The 20,595-nt window shown below is 63.4% G+C and carries 21 protein-coding genes and 1 pseudogene; 17 read left to right on the top strand and 5 right to left on the bottom strand.

Features of this window, described 5'->3' with window-relative positions; all coding sequences use genetic code 11:
• The first annotated feature begins 69 nt into the window (after nt 1-69).
• From AMS69_RS06230 to queC, 4 genes are all read left to right on the top strand, one after another.
• Nucleotides 70-360 carry a hypothetical protein gene (locus AMS69_RS06230; protein ID WP_053967216.1) on the top strand — a complete coding sequence of 97 codons (291 nt, stop codon included), beginning with the start codon at nt 70-72 and terminating at the stop codon, nt 358-360.
• Nucleotides 361-589: 229 nt separating this feature from the next.
• The gene (locus AMS69_RS06235) at nt 590-1,039 is read left to right on the top strand and encodes a 6-pyruvoyl trahydropterin synthase family protein (RefSeq protein WP_053967217.1); all 450 of its coding nucleotides are present in this window, start codon (nt 590-592) and stop codon (nt 1,037-1,039) included.
• The gene (locus AMS69_RS06240; protein WP_053967218.1) at nt 1,039-1,821 is read left to right on the top strand and encodes a 7-carboxy-7-deazaguanine synthase QueE; all 783 of its coding nucleotides are present in this window, start codon (nt 1,039-1,041) and stop codon (nt 1,819-1,821) included. Before AMS69_RS06235 ends, AMS69_RS06240 begins: the two co-directional genes overlap by 1 nt.
• 21 nt (nt 1,822-1,842) lie before the next feature.
• Entirely contained in the window at nt 1,843-2,541 is a 699-nt protein-coding gene (queC, locus tag AMS69_RS06245) for a 7-cyano-7-deazaguanine synthase QueC (protein ID WP_053967219.1), read from the top strand.
• 33 nt (nt 2,542-2,574) lie between these two features.
• Here the strand turns inward: queC and AMS69_RS06250 are convergent, their stop codons facing one another.
• The 3 genes from AMS69_RS06250 to AMS69_RS06260 all read right to left on the bottom strand — a co-directional run bounded on the left by AMS69_RS06250 (nt 2,575) and on the right by AMS69_RS06260 (nt 4,162).
• Nucleotides 2,575-2,958: a methylglyoxal synthase gene (locus AMS69_RS06250; protein ID WP_053967220.1), complete on the bottom strand. Its 384-nt coding sequence runs from the start codon at nt 2,956-2,958 to the stop codon at nt 2,575-2,577.
• Nucleotides 2,959-3,016: 58 nt separating this feature from the next.
• On the bottom strand, nt 3,017-3,295 hold the full coding sequence (locus AMS69_RS06255; RefSeq protein WP_053967221.1) for a HalOD1 output domain-containing protein: 279 nt from the start codon (nt 3,293-3,295) through the stop codon (nt 3,017-3,019).
• A gap of 207 nt (nt 3,296-3,502) precedes the next feature.
• Nucleotides 3,503-4,162 carry a helix-turn-helix domain-containing protein gene (locus AMS69_RS06260; RefSeq protein ID WP_053967222.1) on the bottom strand — a complete coding sequence of 220 codons (660 nt, stop codon included), beginning with the start codon at nt 4,160-4,162 and terminating at the stop codon, nt 3,503-3,505.
• A 301-nt stretch (nt 4,163-4,463) separates the two neighbouring features.
• On the opposite strand from AMS69_RS06260, the gene AMS69_RS06265 reads away from it, so the two are divergent.
• Nucleotides 4,464-6,341: a type IV pilin N-terminal domain-containing protein gene (locus AMS69_RS06265; protein WP_053967223.1), complete on the top strand. Its 1,878-nt coding sequence runs from the start codon at nt 4,464-4,466 to the stop codon at nt 6,339-6,341.
• 14 nt (nt 6,342-6,355) lie between these two features.
• On the opposite strand, the pseudogene AMS69_RS06270 reads toward AMS69_RS06265, so the two are convergent.
• Nucleotides 6,356-6,838, bottom strand: a pseudogene (locus AMS69_RS06270) (deoxyuridine 5'-triphosphate nucleotidohydrolase); the annotation flags it as partial.
• A 141-nt stretch (nt 6,839-6,979) separates the two neighbouring features.
• Between AMS69_RS06270 and AMS69_RS06275 the strand changes: the two are divergent.
• The 8 genes from AMS69_RS06275 to AMS69_RS06310 all read left to right on the top strand — a co-directional run bounded on the left by AMS69_RS06275 (nt 6,980) and on the right by AMS69_RS06310 (nt 13,300).
• Nucleotides 6,980-8,953, top strand: coding sequence for an aconitate hydratase (locus tag AMS69_RS06275; RefSeq protein WP_053967225.1), 1,974 nt, complete (start codon nt 6,980-6,982; stop codon nt 8,951-8,953).
• 429 nt (nt 8,954-9,382) lie between these two features.
• Nucleotides 9,383-9,880: a ribosomal protein S18-alanine N-acetyltransferase gene (gene rimI / locus AMS69_RS06280; RefSeq protein WP_053967226.1), complete on the top strand. Its 498-nt coding sequence runs from the start codon at nt 9,383-9,385 to the stop codon at nt 9,878-9,880.
• Between the two features lie 66 nt (nt 9,881-9,946).
• Nucleotides 9,947-10,411: a DUF5810 domain-containing protein gene (locus tag AMS69_RS06285; RefSeq protein ID WP_053967227.1), complete on the top strand. Its 465-nt coding sequence runs from the start codon at nt 9,947-9,949 to the stop codon at nt 10,409-10,411.
• Nucleotides 10,412-10,434: 23 nt separating this feature from the next.
• Entirely contained in the window at nt 10,435-10,848 is a 414-nt protein-coding gene (locus AMS69_RS06290) for a DUF5809 family protein (RefSeq protein WP_053967228.1), read from the top strand.
• Nucleotides 10,848-11,261 (top strand): hypothetical protein, encoded by a 414-nt coding sequence (locus AMS69_RS06295; RefSeq protein WP_053967229.1) that lies wholly within the window; start codon nt 10,848-10,850, stop codon nt 11,259-11,261. The genes AMS69_RS06290 and AMS69_RS06295 overlap by 1 nt, the downstream gene beginning before the upstream one ends.
• Complete coding sequence (locus AMS69_RS06300) at nt 11,258-11,800, top strand: NUDIX hydrolase (protein WP_053967230.1); 543 nt, start codon at nt 11,258-11,260, stop codon at nt 11,798-11,800. Before AMS69_RS06295 ends, AMS69_RS06300 begins: the two co-directional genes overlap by 4 nt.
• A gap of 38 nt (nt 11,801-11,838) precedes the next feature.
• The gene (locus AMS69_RS06305) at nt 11,839-12,225 is read left to right on the top strand and encodes a rhodanese-like domain-containing protein (RefSeq protein WP_053967231.1); all 387 of its coding nucleotides are present in this window, start codon (nt 11,839-11,841) and stop codon (nt 12,223-12,225) included.
• Nucleotides 12,226-12,514: 289 nt separating this feature from the next.
• Nucleotides 12,515-13,300 (top strand): DUF7260 family protein, encoded by a 786-nt coding sequence (locus AMS69_RS06310; protein WP_053967232.1) that lies wholly within the window; start codon nt 12,515-12,517, stop codon nt 13,298-13,300.
• Between the two features lie 42 nt (nt 13,301-13,342).
• On the opposite strand, the gene AMS69_RS06315 is transcribed toward AMS69_RS06310, so the two are convergent.
• Complete coding sequence (locus tag AMS69_RS06315; RefSeq protein WP_053967233.1) at nt 13,343-14,347, bottom strand: phosphate uptake regulator PhoU; 1,005 nt, start codon at nt 14,345-14,347, stop codon at nt 13,343-13,345.
• A gap of 331 nt (nt 14,348-14,678) precedes the next feature.
• On the opposite strand from AMS69_RS06315, the gene AMS69_RS06320 reads away from it, so the two are divergent.
• Genes AMS69_RS06320 through pstB form a run of 4 tightly spaced genes read left to right on the top strand, consistent with a single transcriptional unit; the run spans nt 14,679 to nt 20,592 of the window.
• Nucleotides 14,679-15,833: a substrate-binding domain-containing protein gene (locus AMS69_RS06320; RefSeq protein ID WP_053967234.1), complete on the top strand. Its 1,155-nt coding sequence runs from the start codon at nt 14,679-14,681 to the stop codon at nt 15,831-15,833.
• A 52-nt stretch (nt 15,834-15,885) separates the two neighbouring features.
• Nucleotides 15,886-17,007, top strand: coding sequence for a phosphate ABC transporter permease subunit PstC (gene pstC, locus AMS69_RS06325; RefSeq protein WP_053967235.1), 1,122 nt, complete (start codon nt 15,886-15,888; stop codon nt 17,005-17,007).
• Entirely contained in the window at nt 17,004-19,658 is a 2,655-nt protein-coding gene (gene pstA, locus AMS69_RS21165; RefSeq protein WP_053967236.1) for a phosphate ABC transporter permease PstA, read from the top strand. Before pstC ends, pstA begins: the two co-directional genes overlap by 4 nt.
• The gene (pstB, locus tag AMS69_RS06335; RefSeq protein ID WP_053967237.1) at nt 19,651-20,592 is read left to right on the top strand and encodes a phosphate ABC transporter ATP-binding protein PstB; all 942 of its coding nucleotides are present in this window, start codon (nt 19,651-19,653) and stop codon (nt 20,590-20,592) included. The genes pstA and pstB overlap by 8 nt, the downstream gene beginning before the upstream one ends.
• Nucleotides 20,593-20,595 lie beyond the last annotated feature (3 nt).

Here is a 20,595-nt window from a genome sequence, read left to right on the forward strand (position 1 = left end):
GACGCGGGCCGGCGCTCACTGCCGTCCGACCAACATGACCGTTATCACTGTGTATGCCTAACAGCGTTTGTGTCCAGTGACCTGCCCAGCGACGTACACGCGGTGCTGACACAACTCGCTGAAGAGGGTGAAACGGCGATTACTGCAGCGGAGTTCGATACGGCTCGACAGACAGTTGCGACGGCCGAGACGGTCAGCCGGAACAAACTCCCGGAGTGTGAGTTACGCTCGCAGTTGCTCCACGGCTGCGAGCAAGTGTCCGCCGCGCTTGATACCAACGAGCACGACGCTGCTGCCGAGTATCTCCGAGCGATGAACCGACGACTTGCGGCCGTCGACGACGACTCACTCTCGGAGTGACCGTGATTCCACTAATACACGGAGTGCCCTTCGGAGGTCGCTGAGCGCCGCTCACGAATAAACGTGGTCCGGTTCGCCGCTGTCCGTTCGTTTTCAATGGGTGTCTCTCACTGCGACCCTACTGTCGGACAGTGATGACTCGCCCCTCGCTCGTCTCAGTTCTGTGTTACCGAGGCGCTGGCTAGCCAGCTCCCGTGAGAGTTAAGCCACCGACCGATAATACCGTGGTATGTCTCAGAGACTATCGAAGGCCGATGACACACTCGCCGACGCTGGCGAACGGGAACTCGTCGTCGGCGGTGACCGGCCGCTCCGTATCTCTGCGGGCCATCGATTGCTACATCACGACGGGAAATGCTCGCGCCCGCACGGACACAACTACGAGATAACTGTCCGTGTCACCGGTGAACTCACCGACGAAGGATGGGTCGTCGACAAGGGTGAAATCACGGACGTGGTCGACGAGTGGGACCACCGGTTCCTGCTCGAGGCCGGCGACCCGCTGGTCGAGGCCTTCGACGCCAGTGGCGACGGCGACGCCGTGGTGGTCCTCGACCACCCCCCGACGGCCGAAGTCATGGCCGCGATACTGGAACAGCGCCTCGCCGACCGCCTCCCGGAGACGGTGTCGGATGTGGCCGTCTCCGTTCGGGAGACCAGCGAACTCTGTGTCCGCTGATGCCGGTCGCGAACGACGCGCCCGCGGGCGACATCGAGCGGACCGACGGCGACGCGGAGACCGGCGACCTGCCTATCAACGAACTGTTCCAGTCGCTCCAGGGCGAAGGCCGACTGGCCGGCGTCCCTAGCGTGTTCGTCCGGACCAGCGGCTGTAATCTGCGGTGCTGGTTCTGTGACTCCTATCACACCTCCTGGGAGCCGACCCACGACTGGTTCGCCGTCGACGACGTACTGGCCGCCATCGAGGAGTACGACGCCGACCACGTCGTCCTCACCGGCGGCGAGCCGCTGATTCACGACGCGAGCGAGGACCTGTTAGAGCGGCTGGCCGACCGGGGGTATCACACCACTGTCGAGACCAACGGGACCGTGGTTCCGGACGCCCCTATCGACCTCGCCAGCGTCAGCCCGAAACTGGCCTCTAGCACGCCGACGGCCGACCGCGACCCCGACGGGGACGGCGAGTGGGCGGACCGCCACGAACAGCGCCGACTCGACGTGCCGACACTGGCCGAACTCGTCGAAACCTACGACACGCAACTGAAATTCGTCGTGACGGGCCGGGAAGACATGGCCGAAATCGAGCGCCTCCTCGAGCGGGTCCGCGACGCCGCGTCCGCACGCGTGCGGGACGACGACGTGCTACTGATGCCGGAAGGACAGACGCGCGACCAGCTCGAATCGACCCGGGAGACCGTCGCGGACCTCGCGCTGGAGTACGGCTACCGGTACACGCCGCGGCTCCACGTCGACCTCTGGAACGACGCACCGGGAACGTAACTGCCTGCTACCACTCTACCTATGACTGACGACACCCGTGCTGTCGTGCTCGCCTCCGGCGGCATGGACAGCGCCACGGCGGCCTACGAGGCACAGACCCGCGGCTACGACGACCTGTACCTGCTGCACACCAGCTACGGGCAAAACACAGAGGACCGGGAGTACGCGTGCGCCAGCGCGCTGGCGGACCACGTCGATGCGGCGGACTTCCTCCACGTCGAGACCGGCCACCTCACCCAGATAGGCGACTCCTCGCTGACCGACGACGCGATGGACGTGGCCGATGCCGACACCGACAGCGACGAGATTCCGACCTCGTACGTCCCGTTCCGCAACGCGAACCTGCTGTCGATGGCAGTCTCCTACGCCGAGGCCAACGACTGCGGGGCGGTCTTCATCGGCGCACACAGCGAGGACTTCTCGGGATATCCGGACTGCCGGCCCGCCTTCTTCGACGCCTTCCAGGGCGTCATCGACGCCGGCACGAAACCCGAGACGGACATCGACCTCGTCGCGCCCTTCGTCGAGTGGTCAAAAACCGACATCGCCGAGCGCGGCGTCGAACTCGGTGTCCCCTATGCGGATACGTGGAGCTGTTACCGGGACGACGAACCGGCCTGTGGGACCTGTGACGCCTGCGCGTTCCGGCTCGAAGCCTTCCAGCGCATCGGCGAACGGGACCCAATCGAGTATGCGGAACGACCGACGTACGCGGAGTAAGCAGACCTCGGGCGGTCGTCCCCCGCTCGACGGCTAGTCGTCGGCCTCGTCCCGGGCCAGCCCTTCGAGGACGTACTCGGCCGCGGTTCTGGTCGTCGCCAGCGGCACGTCGTGGACGTCACAGATGCGAAGGAGCGCGGAGATGTCCGGCTCGTGAGGCTGTGCCGTCAGCGGGTCCCGAAGGAAGACGATGCCGTCCATCCGGCCCTCGGCGACTTCCGCGCCGATCTGCGTGTCGCCCCCCATCGGCCCGCTCTCCTTGCGCTCAACCGTGAGGTCGGTCTCTGCCATGATGCGCTTGCTCGTCGTGCCGGTCCCGACGAGGTCGAACTCCGAGAGTGTCGATTCGTAACTCTGTGCCAGATCGATCATCTCTGGCTTCTCGTCGTCATGTGCGATGAGCGCCACGCGAGTCATACTTGGCGCTCTCGGGCCATCGACTTATCTCATTTGGACGTCGGCGCGTCAGCGCCGGTTACCCGTCGACAGAAATCTTTCCGTCAGCGGTTATTGTCACGTCGTGCCCTTCGACAGCGAACGTCAGCGACTCCGTCGTCCCCTCCCCGACAACCGCACGGAGCGACTCGCTGTCGACGTACGTATCCAGCCTGTCAATATCATCCGCATCCAGATCTGTCGCTTCGAGTACCGCATCGGCAATAACATCTCCTGCGGGTTCGGGGCTCACCCAGTCGTCGGACCCCTCTGTGGCCCGGTTCCGCAGCATATACACAGTCCCCTCGTTCGAGCTCATACTCCAGTATACGCTCCCTTCTCTTATAACAGCGGATGAGCTGTTTCACTGTCTGAAGTAACCGGCGTGCCGATGACGGACCACTCTTCGACACTGTCGGCGCAAACGCGGCTACTTACCATTATGTCGCCCCAGACCAGCTGCTCACAGCTGGTCGGCGTCCCACCACCATCGCGTTCTCCCACCCGGAAGTCGCTCTCGTTCCGGTTACTCCGGCGGTGAGCCGACAAGCGGCCGCTCAGGGGCCGCCAGCGTGTTCTGTACCAGCGTTCGGGTCCCCCGCCGGAGCCGCTCCGAAGCGGCCTGGCTGGAGATACCGAGTTCGGCGGCGAGGTCCGAGAGAGAGGACTCCCGCGGGACGGTGAAGTACCCGCGATTGAGCGCGAGCAACAGCACTTCTCTCTGTGGGTCCGTCACGCCGAACTGCGGGGAGGCTTCCGTGTCGTCAGTAATGGTCTGAATGTCGATGGTGATATCACTGGACACGAGTGCGTCACGGAACGACAGCACCGAACTCTTCTCGGGGAACCGGGCCCGGAAGACCCAGTCTTCGCCGGTCTGTGCGGCGCCGAGCAGGAACCCGTCCGCGTTCAACAACGCTTCTCCGATCGTGTCGATTGTCGTATCAGTTGTATGTAGGGTGTACCAGTGACCATCTCCTTCTGCCGCTACGTGGGCATAGTCGGTGATACTCTCGTCCTGGGCCAGATTCGCTTCAATGGCGGGCCGCTCAACGGGGCCAATCCAGGCGACGGCACGACAGTCGCCGCTCTCGCAGTGCAGTCGCTGTATCCGTATCGCTGCTTTACTCAGCGTTTCAGCTGTTCGCTGCAAGAGGGGGGCATCGATGTGAAATTCTACTATCATGTCTCACTGTCACGCAGCAACGGTGATAAACCCCGGTCAGACAGTTGTCGTACCTGAAAACGGTGCTTGTGTAATTTCCGGGTACTGAAGGCTGACGGCGGTGTGGACCGGGGTATAGTCGATTCAAGCACCAATGGATAGCACTCGGGAAATCCACTTAAATTCACAGCATGGCCTACCATGTCTCAACCATCAGCACCCTTTTGAACGCGAATGAGTACTAGTACAATATCCGCTCTGCCGACGCCTGCTGACATCATCGGTCGACGGTTCCACACAAGGCGCTGCGGTCGGACTTGACATGACTGACTCATCCCGCGGTCAATCGGAGACGGTCGGCATCGTGTTACTGACGGCTGTTATTGTCGTCATGGTCTCGGTGCTGGGTGCCGGTGTTCTCTCGTCCGGGCCACAACCGACCGCGGAGCCGCTGGTGGACCTCGACATAGATATCACGAACACTACCGTCTTGATCACACACAACGGCGGTGACACTATCGACGGCAGGGCATTCGACGTTAGTATCCGAAACGAAACTGCGAGTCAGCGCTATGAGTCAGCCGTCACCGGGCCGTTCGAACCGACCGATACCGTGCGACTATCTCATTCCTATACCGGCACTGTCACCGTCCTCGCCGTTGCTGTCGACAGCAATACGGTCCTCGGTCGGGAGAGCCGAACGGTAGCTACTGATCCGACGCCGACCACGGACACAGCGACCGCGACGCCAGCGCCGGAGACTGAGACACCGGCTACGGAGACTGCGACGCCAGCGCCGGAGCCACCGGCTATCGATTCGGCGACACTCCCCGGAACACCGATAGATGACACAGAAGCTAACAACAACGTCGAACGCACGTTGACGCTGACTTTCGATACGGAGATGGACCAGACTGTCGCGCCGAGCATCGAACTCGACGGCGTTACCGAAAGCTCGGCGACAGCGGTGACCGCGGACGGGACCTGGACGACGGCGAAAACGTACGAGGTCCCGGTCCGGTTCGCCGACAACGACGTGGACGAGACTGTCGACGCGAAGGTGTCGGAAGCGCAAGACGCCGACGGAACCGAAATGTCGCCACAGACTGCCTTGTCGTTCGTGCTCGACAGTCGCTCGCCAGGCGAGGTGAACAACGTCGTCGTCGAACCCGACGCCATCACCAAGGCGAACCAGAACGCCGTGGACGTGACTATCACAAATCCGGATTCGCTGGACGGTGACGAGACAGCACGCGTCACGCTGACTGACCAAACCGGGAACGACATCACGCGGTCGGCGACTATCGACCCGGCGACTGACGAGACGACGCTGACGTTCGACACGAGTTCACTCGCTGACGGGACAGTCACGCCAACGGCGGTCGTCGAAGACGACGTTGGGAACCGCGGCGATTCAGTCACGAACGACCAGACGCCGAAGGACACGACTGCTCCGGTGGTCGATTCTGTCACCGCGACCGAGACTGGCAGCCGAACGTTCACCGTGACGCTCGAAGCGACAGAGCAGACCTCGATGCAAGCGAGTGACGTGACACTGGGCGTGTCCGGACCCGGCACTGTGGAAAACGTCGAGCAAGTAAACCTCGACAACAGCGGCTCGTCGTTCACCTACAAAGTCAGGTACACCGTGAGCCAGCCCGGCGAATACACGGTCACGCTGTCGAAACTGACGGACGCGTACGGTAACGACGGCGCGACCGGCCAGACCGCGACCGTGGCGCTGGGCGACGCGGCCGACTTTATCAGGTACACCGGCGATGCCGACACGTTCGGCAGTGACGGCTCTGGTGTCGCGCTGTCGATTGAAAACACGGCTTCGACGGCAGTCAGTGTCAGGAACGTCACTGTCAGTACGGACGCTGCCAGCACGCTGTTCGAGAGCGGGTCCGGTAGCACCCAAACTGACCACGAAATCCGTGTCGTCGGCGCATCGACGGGGGTCTGGGACACGAACAAGGAACGCAACGCCGGGAAAGACGGCTATCAGATCGGGAGTACGGCGGTGCTATCTGACGCCGCAACGGTTTCCGGAACTTCGACGGCTGAGGTCACAATGTACGAATTCCTGACCTCAGGAAAGGGTAACTCCGGGAAGCCCGTCGACATGGCCGGGGAGGAAATTACGATCACGCTCGGATTCAGCGACGGGAGCGAACTGACGTTCACCGTGACGCCGTAAGCGGCCCGTCGCAACTACAGGTTCTCGCCCTGATACGACCCCTCGTACGTCCCCTCGTGAGCGGCGTCGGCGAGCACGAGCTGTGCAATCCGCGCCCCCTGTTCGAGTTCTATCGGATGGTGGACCTCCAGTAGCCCCTCTCCCCGCCCCTCGTAGCCGGCGTCCCAGACGGCCGTATCGAGCATACAGGAGTTACGGAGCAACGACGACCGCGGGAGGAGAAAGCCGATGTGGCCATCTGGAATGACGACTCGGTCGGCGTACTCGACGATGTAGCCGCCGCGGTCGAGGTGGTACATCCCGTCGCTGGGTTCGATCTCCTGTCGGTCGCCGACAGTCTTGCCGCCGCGTTCGATGCGCCCCGGTTCGACCTGTTCGTAGATTGCCCCGAGCGTGAGGTCGACGCCGTTCGGTTGCACTTGTGCTTCTCTCAGGTCGCCGAGGGCATCGGCGACGAACCGCCCACTCTTGAACATACGCGGTTCTGTGCGAGTGTCGTGGAAAGACCTGCCGGTCTGGCCACCCGCTGTCCCGTCCTGTTGACTCGCTTCCGAGTGACGGACGGCACGGATTTTTATATGAAAAATACGACGGAATACGCGGGATTTATACCGCCGCGCCATCCATTGACGCACGTTATGGGACAGACGCTTACGGAAAAAATTCTCGACGACCATCTCGTCGAAGGGGAACTTACACCCGGAGAAGAGATCGGGATCGAGATCGACCAGGTGCTGACACAGGACACGACCGGGACGCTCGTCTGGCTGCAGTTCGAAGCGCTGGGCCTCGAAGAGGTGCAGACGGAGCTGGCCGCACAGTACTGTGACCACCAGACCTATCAGTTCGACTTCAAGAACACCGACGACCACCGCTTCCTCCGCTCTGCGGCGGGCACGTTCGGGGCTCACTTCTCACGCCCCGGCAACGGTATCTGTCACAACGTCCACAAGGAGAACTTCGCCGCACCCGGCAAGACGATGCTCGGGTCCGACTCGCACACGCCGACGCCCGGCGGCCTCGGCGAACTCGCCATCGGGTCCGGTGGCCTCGACGTCGCCGTCGCAATGGGCGGCGGTGCCTACTACATCGAGATGCCGGAAGTCGTCAACGTCCGCCTCGAAGGCGAACTGCCCGACTGGGCGACCGCCAAGGACGTCATTCTAGAGCTGCTCCGCCGGCTGTCGGTCAAGGGCGGCGTCGGCAAGGTGCTGGAATACACCGGCCCCGGCGTCGAGACGCTGACCGTCCCCGAGCGGACCACCATCACCAACATGGGGACCGAGCTCGGTGCCACCTCGTCCATCTTCCCGACGGACGACCAGACCAAGGACTACCTCGAACGCCTCGGCCGCGAGGACGTCTTCGAGGACATCGGCCCCGACGAGGACGCCGAGTACGCCGACGAGATCGTCGTCGACCTCTCGGACCTCGAACCGCTCATCGCCGAGCCGTCCATGCCTGACAACGTCGTGCCGGTCTCCGAGGTCGAGGGCGTCGACGTCGAGCAGGTCATGATCGGCTCCTGTACGAACGGTGCCTACGAGGATATCCTCCCGGCCGCGAAGATGCTGGAAGGGCGCAACATCGACAAGAAGACCGAGATGATCGTCGCCCCCGGTTCCAAGCAGGCCTCCGAGATGCTGGCCCGCGAGGGCTGGACCGCGGAGATGATGGCCGCTGGCGTCAACTTCTCCGAGGCGACGTGTGGTGCCTGTATCGGCATCGGTCACGTCCCGGCCTCCGACTCCGTCTCCCTGCGGACCTTCAACCGCAACTTCGAGGGCCGCTCCGGTATCGAGGACGACAACGTCTACCTCTGCTCGCCGGAAGTCGCCACCGCGGCGGCCATCAAAGGCGAAATCGTCGATCCGCGAGACCTCGCCGACGAACTCGGCGACCTCGAGGCACCCGGTCTGGAGATGCCCGACCAGTACATCGGCAACTCCGAATCGGACCTCATCGCGCCGGACAACGCTGTCGACGACGAACTCATCAAGGGCCCGAACATCGGCGACGTGCCGCTGAAGGACCCGCTGGAGACTGAAGTCGGTGGTGAAGCTCTCCTCAAGATGGAGGACAACATCACGACGGACCACATCATCCCGGCCACACAGGACATCCTGATGTACCGGTCGAACGTCCCGAAGCTCTCCGAGTTCACGCTCTCGCGCGTCGACGACACGTTCGCGGAGCGCGCACTCGACGCTGACGGCGGCGTGCTCGTCGCTGGCGAGAACTACGGTCAGGGATCCTCCCGTGAACACGCGGCCCTGTGCCCGATGTACCTGGGTATCGAGACCGTCCTTGCACAGAGCTTCGCCCGCATCCACAAGGCGAACCTGTTCAACTTCGGCATCGTCCCGCTCACCATCGACGAGGAAACCTACGAGAAGATCGAGGAAGGCGACGACATCGAGATTGTCGACGACGCGGCCGAGGCCGTCAAATCCGGCCAGACGGAGTTCACCATCCGCGTGAACGACGACTGGGAAGCAACCGGCCAGCTCGACGCCTCCGAGCGTGAACGCGAGATCCTCGCCGCCGGTGGCAAGCTCTCGCACACGAAGCAGCAGCACGACGAAGGCGGCGCCGCACCCGCAGACGACTAAAACACGGTCGCTCTCCGACCGCGATTTTTTCGAGCAGTGAAGCCACAAACAGCGCGGCATCCGCTCTGGTCGATCGGCATTCGGGTTCCGGTGACCGGGCTGGCGACAGCGCGAGACCGTCTTTTTGATTCGACATACTCGTAGCGACGCTGTTTCACGGCGAAGCGGGTCCCGGTTACGGCATAGCGGTCCCTAAGACAGGCCCAGGTAGCGATGGAAAAGTTTGGAAAGAGGGGTGGGGGTGGGGGTGGTGGCACCCAAATGGGTGCGACTACAACTACACTCGTCAGACTAAAGAACCTTCCGCATTTCTAACCTTCCCTCGGTCCCATCGATGCATGAATTATCAGTACCTATCGACAAACAGTCAGAACTCGGGTATCTTCGGTCGGCGGTAACACATATGTAGGTCCACACCGAAATGCATACGTGACAACGGTCGCTCCAGACGGGCCAGAGACGCCGGGTGCGCCGGCGGTTCGGCGCGCTGTCCGTGCGGACCTCATCGAGGTCCACCGCGTCGAGCAGGCGTCGTTTCCACAGCCGTGGCCGTTTTCTGCACTCGAGAGCTATCTCGGCGAACCGGGGTTTCTCGTCGCCGAAACCGGCAACGACGATGGCGACCCGCCCGCCGTCGCGGGCTACGTCATCGCGGACACGGTGCCGAACCACGGTACTCCGCTCGGCCACATCAAGGACCTCGCGGTTCGGCCGTCGTACCGTCGGCAAGGGGTTGCAAGCGCGCTGTTGACGCGCGCACTTGAGGTTATCGGCGAGACGGGTGCCGGCTCAGTCAAGCTGGAGGTCCGGGCCGACAACGACGGCGCACGAAAGCTGTACCGGCGCTTCGGGTTCGAGCACCGCAAGACGATTCCGAACTACTACAGCAACGGCGAAGACGCCCTTGTGATGGTCCGCCTGCTGTAGGTGGTCGCTGCGCTTCGCCGAGACCCCGACTGCATATACGGCTCCGCATCCACGGTTCGCACACTGATGGGATACGCCTGTCCAGTGTGTGACGACCCGCAAGCCGACGACGTGCATCTGGCGAATCACCTCGCGTTTACGGCGATGACCGGCGGTGACGACCACGAAGCGTGGCTCGACGAGCGCGTCCCCGGCTGGGGCCAGCTCGGTGAGGCCGAACTGTCCACCGAGGTCGTCGAGTACGCCGAGGTGACGGAGTTCCCACAGGTATTTGAGGACACCGTCGACCGCAGTGATGATGGGCATAGCCACGACCACGGACACGGTCACAGCGACCTGCCACAGGGGGCGGACCGCCACCGTGGGTCGAACGCGCTCAGCGATCACGACAGCGAGGTGCTGGCCGAGGCACGCGATTTGACGCGGGAGATGCTACGCGAGAGCGACGACGAGAGCGATGGCGACGCCACCGATAGCGATACATCGGTCGACAGCGACGACACTGACACAAACGAAGACGAAACCGAGTAGTCCCGCCGGCGGCAAGTGGACGTATGGACACTGAGGGGCAGTTCGCGCCGGCATCGGCAGCCGAGGCCAGTGAGCGCTACGATGCGTTCGGGCCGACGGCGCAGGTCGTCGTCAAGGAAGTCGCGAAGGCGATGGATCTCGACCCGGAGACCTACGAGGAGCGGGTCACGAGTGAAGTCGTTGCGACCGCCCGCGACGTACTGTTCGCAGAGTCGCTCGCAGTTCAGGTCGGGACGATGGACGAGTTCGAGGAGTGGCGCGAAGACACAGACTGCGAGGTGACGCTGGTCGGCGCGGAGACCGTCGACAACGTCGTCTGGCACGCCGCCCCGTTCGCAGAGCAGGCCGTCGCGGCGACGTTTCAGGATGAACGCCGAGCCGCCGTCGGGACGCTCCGGCGGCAGGCCTTCGGCCGCATCTACCGCGAGGTCGTCTGATGCGCCCGGTCACACGGAACACCTTGCTCGGCATCATTGCTGTCGTCGTGCTGTTGCTGGCGCTGGGTGCGCTGCCGGGCCTGCTCAAGAGCGGCGATCCCTACTACGCTGTCGCCACGCCGAGCGACGGCGAGTACAGCGTCGAGAACGGCACTGCCATCAACTGGAGCACCCAGTCCGAGCGGCGCTTCCCGTACACGAGCGCGGCGCTAGCAGACGCGTCCCAGTCGGCGGCCGGGCAGTCCGAGCCGTACTGGCGCGGCCCGTTCGGCTTCAAGGGCGCGTTCACCCACTCGCCGTTCGACGAACGCGACGCCCTGCGACAGCAGTACGACGGAGCTGTGACTGACGACGGTGTCGTCGTCCGGCACAACGGCACGTTTTACCACGTCGCGGTCCGACAGGACGTATGACCCGCGAACCGGCCCACGAGTGGCCCGTCGTCGAGACCGAACGCGAGTACGAGACCGGCTGGTACACCGGCGGCTACGACCGGGTTCGCCAGCCCGACGGCTCGGAGAAGGACTACTACTGGGCCGAACTGCCCGACGCGGCCGTCGTGGTCGCGACGACCGGCGACGAACTCGTCATGGTCGACCAGTACCGCCCGACCATCCGCGAGCAGTGTCTCGAACTCCCGGCCGGTATCGTCGAGGACGACGAGTCCTACACGACCGCCGGCGCGCGCGAACTCCGCGAGGAAACCGGGTTCGAAGCCGCCGGCGTCTCGCTCATCGAGGAGTTCTCGTGTTCGACCGGCGTACTCCGCCATCGGCGCGGCATCGTCTTCGCCGAGGGGCTCGAACCGGTCGACCGGGAACTCGACGACAATGAATTCCTCTCGGTGACGACCGTCCCCATCGACGAAGCGCTGCAGGTCGCCCGGCGCGAACCGGCCAACGACGCGACCATCGAAGGCATCTTGCTAGCGCAGGCTGACGGCTTGCTGTAGCCGGTGAAGGTTTAGGCATCGGCCGCTAGCGGCTGGGTATGGACGGCGAAATCGACACCGACGAGCTACGGTCGAAACTCGACGAGGAGGCGGTCCGGGTGGTCGATATCCGCTCGCCCGGCGCGTTCGAGCGAGGCCACATTCCCGGAAGCGAGAACGTCCCGTTCCCGTCGCTCGTTGACGAAGTCGAACGGTTCGACGGCGACGACGAGGTTGTGACAGTATGTCCGAAGGGGAAGTCTAGCGTCCAGGCTGCCCGGCTTATCGCGTCGTATGAAGGCTTTGATGGCGACGTTGTGAGCTTTGAACCAGGGCTGAACGGCTGGGACGGCCCACTGGAACGTGCAACTGCTGACGGGGAGGCGACGGCAGACACTGCAGCTGCTGACGGAGATTCCGACGAAGGCCCTGCTGCACCGTTTTAGCTGCTGTTCGGAGTGAAATGGTGGCTCAGGAATAGTGCATCGTCACAAGGGGCTCAGCGGGGGTAACATCTCGTCATCGCCACCAGCAGGTCGTAGTCCCCCACTCGGGAAAAGTGCATCCGTTGCGGACGGGGTGAGCAGATGGACTGCCAGCACCCGTTCTGGCAGCGAACTGTCGCTCTGAGCGTAGCGGACCACTGCCGACTTCGCCGGTAGGGGTACGATTGTCTATATAGCGAACATATAAAATACCTATACGACGAGAGCAAACACTCCGGCTGAGTGTTCCGTGTCTAACTCCGAGACAAGCCAGCCGCGAACCGAGCAGGCGCTCGCTGTCGTTCAACGAGAAATCGACTGTGTCAAGGCAGAACTGACGGCGTTCAGGCGCTTTCGGACCCAGCTTGTATCTATCGAGCCGACGGCACGGTCCGCAGGCTCTGTCGACACCTCTGCGGGAGGGATGTCGGCGCTCAGTGCCCGACAGCCGAAACCCGATACGAGCCTGCGTGCCGTCCGAGACGCATACCGAGAGACGGTCATGGCCGTGCCACATTTCGAAGCCGAGTACGATGACTCGCTGGAAGCCAACATGTCGATGGAGTTCGGCCCGGAACTCGGCACGCAGATCGCCACGGGAGCGTGCCTGACTCCACAGTTGTACGAGGCGCTGCTGACCGCAAGTGAGGGGGCACGCGACGAGCGCGAGACGTTGCTCCCGGCGCTCGAACGCGAGCGGGAGTCGTTACAGTCAGTGCGAGCAACGCTTGACGACTGTGAACGCCGCGGGGCCGCACTCGGTGCGAACGCGCGCAGAACGACTGACCCAGCCCGGCTCGACAGCATCGACAATCAACTCGCCGAGATCGAGAGCGAGTGCGAGGCAGTGGCAGCGACCCGCCAGCAACAGCTTCACAGTCGGTCGACCGCCGCTCTCTCCGGTGTCGACGGAACCAGTCTCGTTCGGTATCTCTACGACGACTGTCCGGTGACGTGTCCGGCACTCGCTGATACCGTCGCGTGCCTCGATATGATAAGGCGGCATCGTCGTCACTGCATCGTTTCGACACGCTAAGACCGCAGGGTGGCTGCGTCTGATTTGTATATCGCCGAGCGGTCAGGACTGTGGCCGCGGTGCGGCCTTCTGGAGGGCGCTCTCGGCGATATTGCCGCCGTAGTCGGCGGTCCGGGACAGTGAGTCGACAATGAGGCCCAGTACCTGGGCACTCTGTGGGTCGAACTCGCGGATCTGGCCGTCGACTTCGCGGGCGGTCTCGTCGACGTCAGGGATCTGACTCCGGGCTTCGTTTGCCAGTTCGACGGCCGCGTCAGAGTCGTCGGTCAACAGGGCGTCCATCGCGGTTTCGGGGACGGCGATAGCTTCTGCTTCCAGTTGATCGAGTAGGTCGGCAGTTTCGCCGGTGATCTCTCCGATTTCCTGTGAGAGGCTGGCGATCTTCGTCGCGTGGTCGGCGATACGCTCTAACTGGCGGGCGCTGGACTGGAAGTCGAAGACGGTCTCCCGCGGGAAGCCGATCTCGTTAGCCGCTGTCGGGTTCCGGAGGACGGTTCGGAACACGCGCGAGACCATGTACCAGAGCCGGTCCACATCGTCGTCGCGTTGCATCACGTCCGCTGCGAGGTTGTCGTCGTCCTCGATGAGCGCCTCGACAGCATCGGAGAGCATCGTCAACGAGACCAGTCGCATTCGTGTAATCGCGTTGTGGACCGACAGTTCCGATGAATCGAGCAGGTCCTGCAGGACGACCCGGTCAGTCGTCTCCTCGATCATCTCTAAGCCGACCAGTCCCTGGGTCGCATCGCGGATGATGCGTCGCTGCTCGGCCGTGATCCGGGTCGCCTCGAGTTGGATGATGTCGAAGCCGCTGACGTACATCGTCATTACCGCCCGCGTGAGTTCGTGCCTGTTTTCGAGTCCCTCCACGTCGAGACTCCCTTCAACGCGGTCGTTGTCCCGCTGCGGAGCGAGCAACAGCAGGTCCCGTTCAGCGTGGAATTCGACGACGCTGCCAGCGCTCACGTCGTTCTCTGTTGCCCACTCTTTGGGGAGGGAGACGGTGTACGTCGACCCGCCTGTCACCTGGACCTTGCGTGTCTCCATGTGACTGGCACTCGTTCACGGGATGGTATAAATCCACTCATATCTATATACTATATCGGATCTCTAATATCTGGGGACATATCTTCCGGCTAAACGTCGATAATACGACGATATTCGCCGGTATAGGCAATTCAAACGGGTAAAAATGCTAGACCTGGCGGCTCATCGGCATCGGCCATATTCGAAGCTCTAGAGGCATGATAGCAGCGTATTCGCCGATATATGTCTGCCTGTTCGTGAGTGTTTATCATACTACGTCTATATAGTAGAACTTCCATAAATATAGCTATCTTAGCAGGTTACTTATTACCTGTCCCGCTGGGTTCTGGTGATGGCGCACGACCCAGACGGGCTGTCAGACTTCGTATCGCGGCGGAAATTCATCGCAACAACGGGTGCGACCAGTATCGCTGCAATCGCCGGCTGTTCCAGCGGCAGCAGCGACTCCAGCTCGGACGGAAGCTCGGGTGGGAGCGCGGACACCGAAGCACCATCGACGGAGATGGACTCGGCGGAGACGGAAGCGACCGAAAGCTCAAGCCAGGAGAGCATGGGCCCGCTCGAATCTGGCGGCTCCTCGACGGTGTACCCCATCGCCAACACCGCGGCCTCTTACTGGAACGCCAACCGGCCGGCCAGCGACAGTGAGTACTGGCCACACGGCGAGTACGACATCGACACGGACAAGAATCTCGCTGACTACTGGGCAGGCCTCTACGGGTTCGAGGCCGGCGGCGAGGACGGACCGCCGTTCCAGTTCACCGTTGGTCTCTCCCACTCCGGGACCGGCGTCGAGAAGGTCATGAACGGCCAGAACGATATCGGTAATTCCTCCGGGAACGTCGAGGACGAACTCCCGGACCGGGACTCCTACGAGCAGTTCGTCGACCACGTCGTCGGGGTCGACGGCCAGCCGCTTGTCGTCTCTCAGGAGATCGCCGACGCTGGCGTCGAGAAGATAACCGGCGACCAGCTCAAAAGCCTCTACAAAGGTGAACTCACCAACTGGAGCGAACTCGGCGGTCCGGACCGCGAGATTCAGGTTCTGGGCCGTGTCAAGGGCTCCGGGACGCGAACCTCCTTCGTCTCCAACGTCTTTGGCAACCCCGAAGAAGACACCAGCGTCGCCAACCGCTACGGGCAGAACCAGCGTCTCGCGCAGGCCATCGCACAGGCCGACAACGCCATCAGCTACCTCGCGCTGGCGTTTATCGACACCGACGGGCTGGCTCCCGTCGCCCTAGAGTGGGAAGGAACGACCTACAGCTATCAGGACGACCAGAACGGCCTTGACTCGAAGGCCTACCCCCTCTCGCGTGACCTCCACATGTACACGTGGGAAGGCACCTCGAAGAAGGAAGCCGCGGTCATCAACATGATCCTGTCCGACTTCGGTCAGGATACGTTCGTCGCGCCGAACAACTACTTCAAGCTCGGTGCGCGCCGTCAGGAAGAACAGCGCGCCAAGCTCCCCGACCAGGCGTAACCGGCTGTACGCAGTCTGACGATTTCGACCTTCTCGGTCGATTTTCGATAATATGACAGAAGACATACCAACGACGGAGAGTGAGTCGGTGTCGGGCGGGGGCAAAATCGATGGCGCAGCGCTTGCGGTCGGCGCGATAGCGACGACGCTGGCGGCGACGATTCTCGTGTTCCTGTTTCGGCCGGCGATAGTGCTGCCGATGCTACTCGCGTTCGTGTTCGTCACGGCGGTCGGCTGGAGTACCTATCAGGCCGAAGTTGCACGCCTGCTCACGCTGGTCGCGACGGTCTTGACAGTGCTGACCGTCGCGTTCATCACGTTCTTCCTGTTTGCGAGCGCGCTCCCAGCGTTTCTCGAACACGGGCTTGGACTGCTACTGATTCCAGAACAGGGCGGGTCAGCTCGCTGGTTCTTCTGGCTCGACATCGTCCTGCCGTCGAATTCGACGTACTGGAACCCGCTCAGCGGGGCGTACTCGCTGATACCGATGATCTGGGCGACGGTAGTCGTCACTCTCATCGCGGGCGCAGTCGCCGGCCCGCTGGGCCTGTTCGGCGCGCTATTTATCGCCGAGGTCGCCAGCGACCGCCTGCGGGAACTCATCAAGCCCGGTGTGGAGATTCTGGCTGGCATCCCCTCCATCGTCTACGGATTCATCGGCTTCCAGGTACTCAACGGCTTCATCCAGACGAACTTCCTCGACGACGGAGCGAGCTTTCTCATCGCCGGGGTCGTCGTGGGCGTGATGGCGCTGCCGACGGTCGTCTCCGTCGGCGAGGACGCCCTCTCCAGCGTCCCACAGTCGATGGGTGACGGCTCCGTCGCCATGGGCGCGACCGAGTGGCAGACGATGAAGAGCATCTCCATCCCGGCGGCGTTCTCGGGCATCTCCGCGGCCGTTATCCTCGGCCTTGGCCGGGCCATCGGCGAGACGATGGCCGTCGCCGCCATCATGGCCTCGGGGACGCAGTTCGCCGACCCGCTGTTCGACATCTTCGATGCCAACGCGACGCTGACCAGCCTGATTGCGACCCAGTACGGGAGCGCATCCGAGAGTACCGTCGACGTGCTGTTCGTCGCCGGTGTCATGCTGTTCGTCATCGTCGCCGGGATGAGCATCGTCTCGCAGTACATCGAGCGACGCATGCAGCGGAAACTGAAGGGGCAACAATGAGTGACGCTTACGCGACAACGGACCAGCTCGTCAGTGCGGATTCGAACATCTACGACCGGGGCCTCGATACGGCGATTGCGCTCAGCGTCGTCGGCTTCACGCTCGGGCTCATTACGCTCGTAAATCTGGTCCCGCCCGGTGCCAGCGGCAGTGCCCTCACCACGGCCCTCGGGACGCTACTTGCGGTCGTCGTCGGAGCAGTCGGAATCACTGGCCTCGCTTCCTTCCTCAACGTCGTCCCGGTCACTTCACAGCGAGTGCGCGGCATCGGGCTGGGCCTCGTTATCTCGACGGTCGCGCTGACTGCCCTTGCCGCGGCTCTTCCGGTGACGATGGCGACACTGCTTGGAACCGTCTTGCTGGTCGAGGCACTGGCGATCACTGCCGCTGGTGTCGCCTCCCGGCTTGCACTCGTGGACACGGAACCGAACATGAGCGCCGGCCTGCTCTCTGGTGGCGCGCTCGGCGCAATCGGTCTCGCAATGGGGGCCGCCGTCGGGGGTGCCCTCACCGGATTCGGCTCGCTTCTGTGGCTTGTCACCGCCGCCGTCGCCGGCGTCGGCCTGTTCCTGCTGGCGATCCTCCCTCGCGAGGACCTCGGTTCGACGCTCCCGACGGCTCTCGTCGTCGGTGCACTCGGGCTGACAATCGTGACCGGCACTATCGGCGTGGGCTGGCAGTGGAGCCCACAGACCCTCTCCGGTGGCTTCACCGGCGGCGCGGTCATCCCCGTGTTCCTCCTGATCGGGACGCTGCTGTCGGCCTGGTCGGCCGCGAAGTGCCGGGCCGGGTTCGGTGCCCGGGGACGCGAGTACGGGGCCTTCCTCGTCATCAACCTCAACGCCTTCCTGATGGTGGCCGTGATGGCGACAATCGTCGTGTTCGTGACCATCAAGGGCGTCGGCTACGCCGTCCACGGACTGTCGATTGGTGCGCTGACCGCACTGGTCCTCCTGACGCCAGCTCTTCTGGCGACAATCCAGTTCGCTCGCTCACCTGCGGGCACGACTGACTGGAACACCGGCGCGCGACAGCTATTCCGGATCCTCCCACTGGCGGCGGTCGGTTCGCTCGCTGCGGTGTTCGCGAGCGTGCTCGTCACTGGCACCCCGCTGCGGTACGCCTACACCTACACCGTCCAGGTCAACCGACAGGGACAGGCGCTCGATACAGCACTCGCAGTGACGCCTAGCACGACAGTCGGGACGCTGCTGCTCGTCCTCCCGGCACTCCTGCTCGCGGTCACGTTCTTCCGGTCGTTCGGCTCGCTCCGCAACGTCGGGACGCAGTCTGATCGAACCGGCTCGATCCGACAGGCCGCCCCGACCGCGGTTCTCGCGATGGTCGCCCTCATCGGCTTCTTCATCGCTTTCGGCCCGACTCCGTTCGGCCTCCCCCTCAACGAGACGCTTGCATTCGCCGCTGTCGTCGCCGGATCGGTCGCCGCGGGCGGTCTCGCGGTCTCTCCGCTCGTCGGCGTGCTCGCAAGCGACGGGCCGACGGTAGCGGAGAGCGCACAGCGGGAGGCCCCGCTGTTCACACTGGGGGTGTTTGGCGGACTCGGGCTGCTGCTGGCGACGCTGTTGCTCCAGCCAGTTGCCGGCATCAATCCGCGGGTTGGCCCGGTGAACCTCGTGCCTGCGGTCGCGCTCGGGGCCGCTGTGGCCTCGCTCGCGCTGGCGACGCTCACCACGGCTGCAAAGCAGTCCAGCGAGGAGACGATTACCCGACGCCTGCTGACTGAGGAGACGCGACTCGGCCTCGTCGGCGCAGCCGGCTTCACCGCGCTGGTGGGCCTGCACGTAGCCGTGACTGGTACGCCGTTCAACGTTCTCGGTGTCTCCATCGCCACCGAGGGAAGCCTCTCGTGGCCAATGGTGATGCAGGCTTACATCCCGCTGGGGGCCGAGCCCGGCGGTATCGTGCCTGCTATCATCGGCACGGTGTGGCTGGTGATCGGCGCAACGCTGTTCGCCGTCCCGCTGGGTGTTGGTGCAGCGGTGTTCCTCACCGAGTACGCCGAGCAGGGCCGATTCACCTCGGTGGTCGAAATCGCGACAAACGCGCTGTGGTCCACGCCGAGCATCGTCTTCGGCCTGTTCGGAGCAGCGTTCCTGATTCCCCGGCTTGGCGGCGACGAGTCGCTGCTTGCCGGGATGCTGGTGCTTGGCTTCATGCTCCTGCCGCTGGTGCTCATCACCTCGCGAGAGTCGATTAAGTCCGTCCCCGACGAGTACCGCGACGCCAGCGCGGCGCTGGGTGTGACCCAGTGGGAGACCATCAAAAGCGTCGTCCTGCCGGCGGCGATGCCCGGCGTCATCACCGGCGTCATCCTCGGCGTCGGCCGCATCGCTGGCGAGACTGCCCCGCTCATCCTTGTCCTCGGCTCGACGTTGAACGCGACGGCCGCCGTCGACGTCATCGATGGGTTCCGCTTCGTCTCGGGGCCACCGTTCATCGTCAATGACGCCTTGCTTTCGGCCTCGGCGTCACTGCCGACGCAGGTGTGGGCCGTCATCGCGGCCGGGGTGTCGGGGTCGCCACAGATGGGATGGGCAACAGCGTTTATTCTGCTGATCGTCGTGCTGACGTTCTACGCGGTCGGTATCACGGCGCGGACGTACTTCCGGAGGAAACTCAACTATGAGTGATAGCATCAACACGGAGCCGAGCACGGACACGCAAACGAACAGCAGACAGACAGTCGACACCACCTCGCCGAGCGCCCAGACGACGGCCGGCGAGAGCGACGAGCGGATCCGCGAGGCGTGGCGGCAGTACGACTTCGACGGCAACTCGAAGCTCTCGGTCGAGAACCTCGACGTGTGGTACGGCGACGACCACGCGCTGAAGGACGTCTCGATGGAGATCCCCGAGAACAGCGTCACGGCGCTTATCGGGCCATCCGGCTGTGGCAAATCGACGTACCTGCGGTGTCTGAACCGGATGAACGACCGCATCAAGGCCGCTCGCGTCGACGGCTCAGTCGAACTCGAAGGCACCGAGATCTACGACCCCAACGCCAACCTCGTCGAACTGCGCAAACGCATCGGGATGGTGTTCCAGTCGCCCAATCCGTTCCCGAAGTCGATCCGGGAGAATATCTCGTATGGCCCGCGCAAGCACGGCGACATCAACAAGGGCCTGCTCGCGCGTCTGTTCGGCCGCGACGACACGGAGGCCGAGGCCGAACTCGTCGAGCGCTCGCTGAAGCAGGCCGCGCTGTGGGACGAGGTCAGCGACCGTCTCGACGATAACGCGCTCGGCCTCTCAGGCGGGCAACAACAGCGCCTCTGTATCGCGCGCTGTCTGGCCGTCGACCCCGAGGTCATCCTGATGGACGAGCCGGCCTCGGCGCTGGACCCCATCGCCACCTCGAAAATCGAGGACCTCGTCGAGGAACTGTCGAAGGATTACACCGTCGTCATCGTCACTCACAATATGCAGCAGGCCGCCCGCATCTCCGACCAGACCGCTGTCTTCCTCACCGGCGGCGAACTCGTCGAGTACGACGATACCGACAAGATATTCGAGAACCCCGAGAGCCAGCGCGTCGAGGACTACATCACCGGCAAGTTCGGGTAACTC

It is taken from the genome of Haloarcula rubripromontorii, from assembly GCF_001280425.1.
GTDB classification, from domain to species: Archaea; Halobacteriota; Halobacteria; order Halobacteriales; family Haloarculaceae; genus Haloarcula; species Haloarcula rubripromontorii.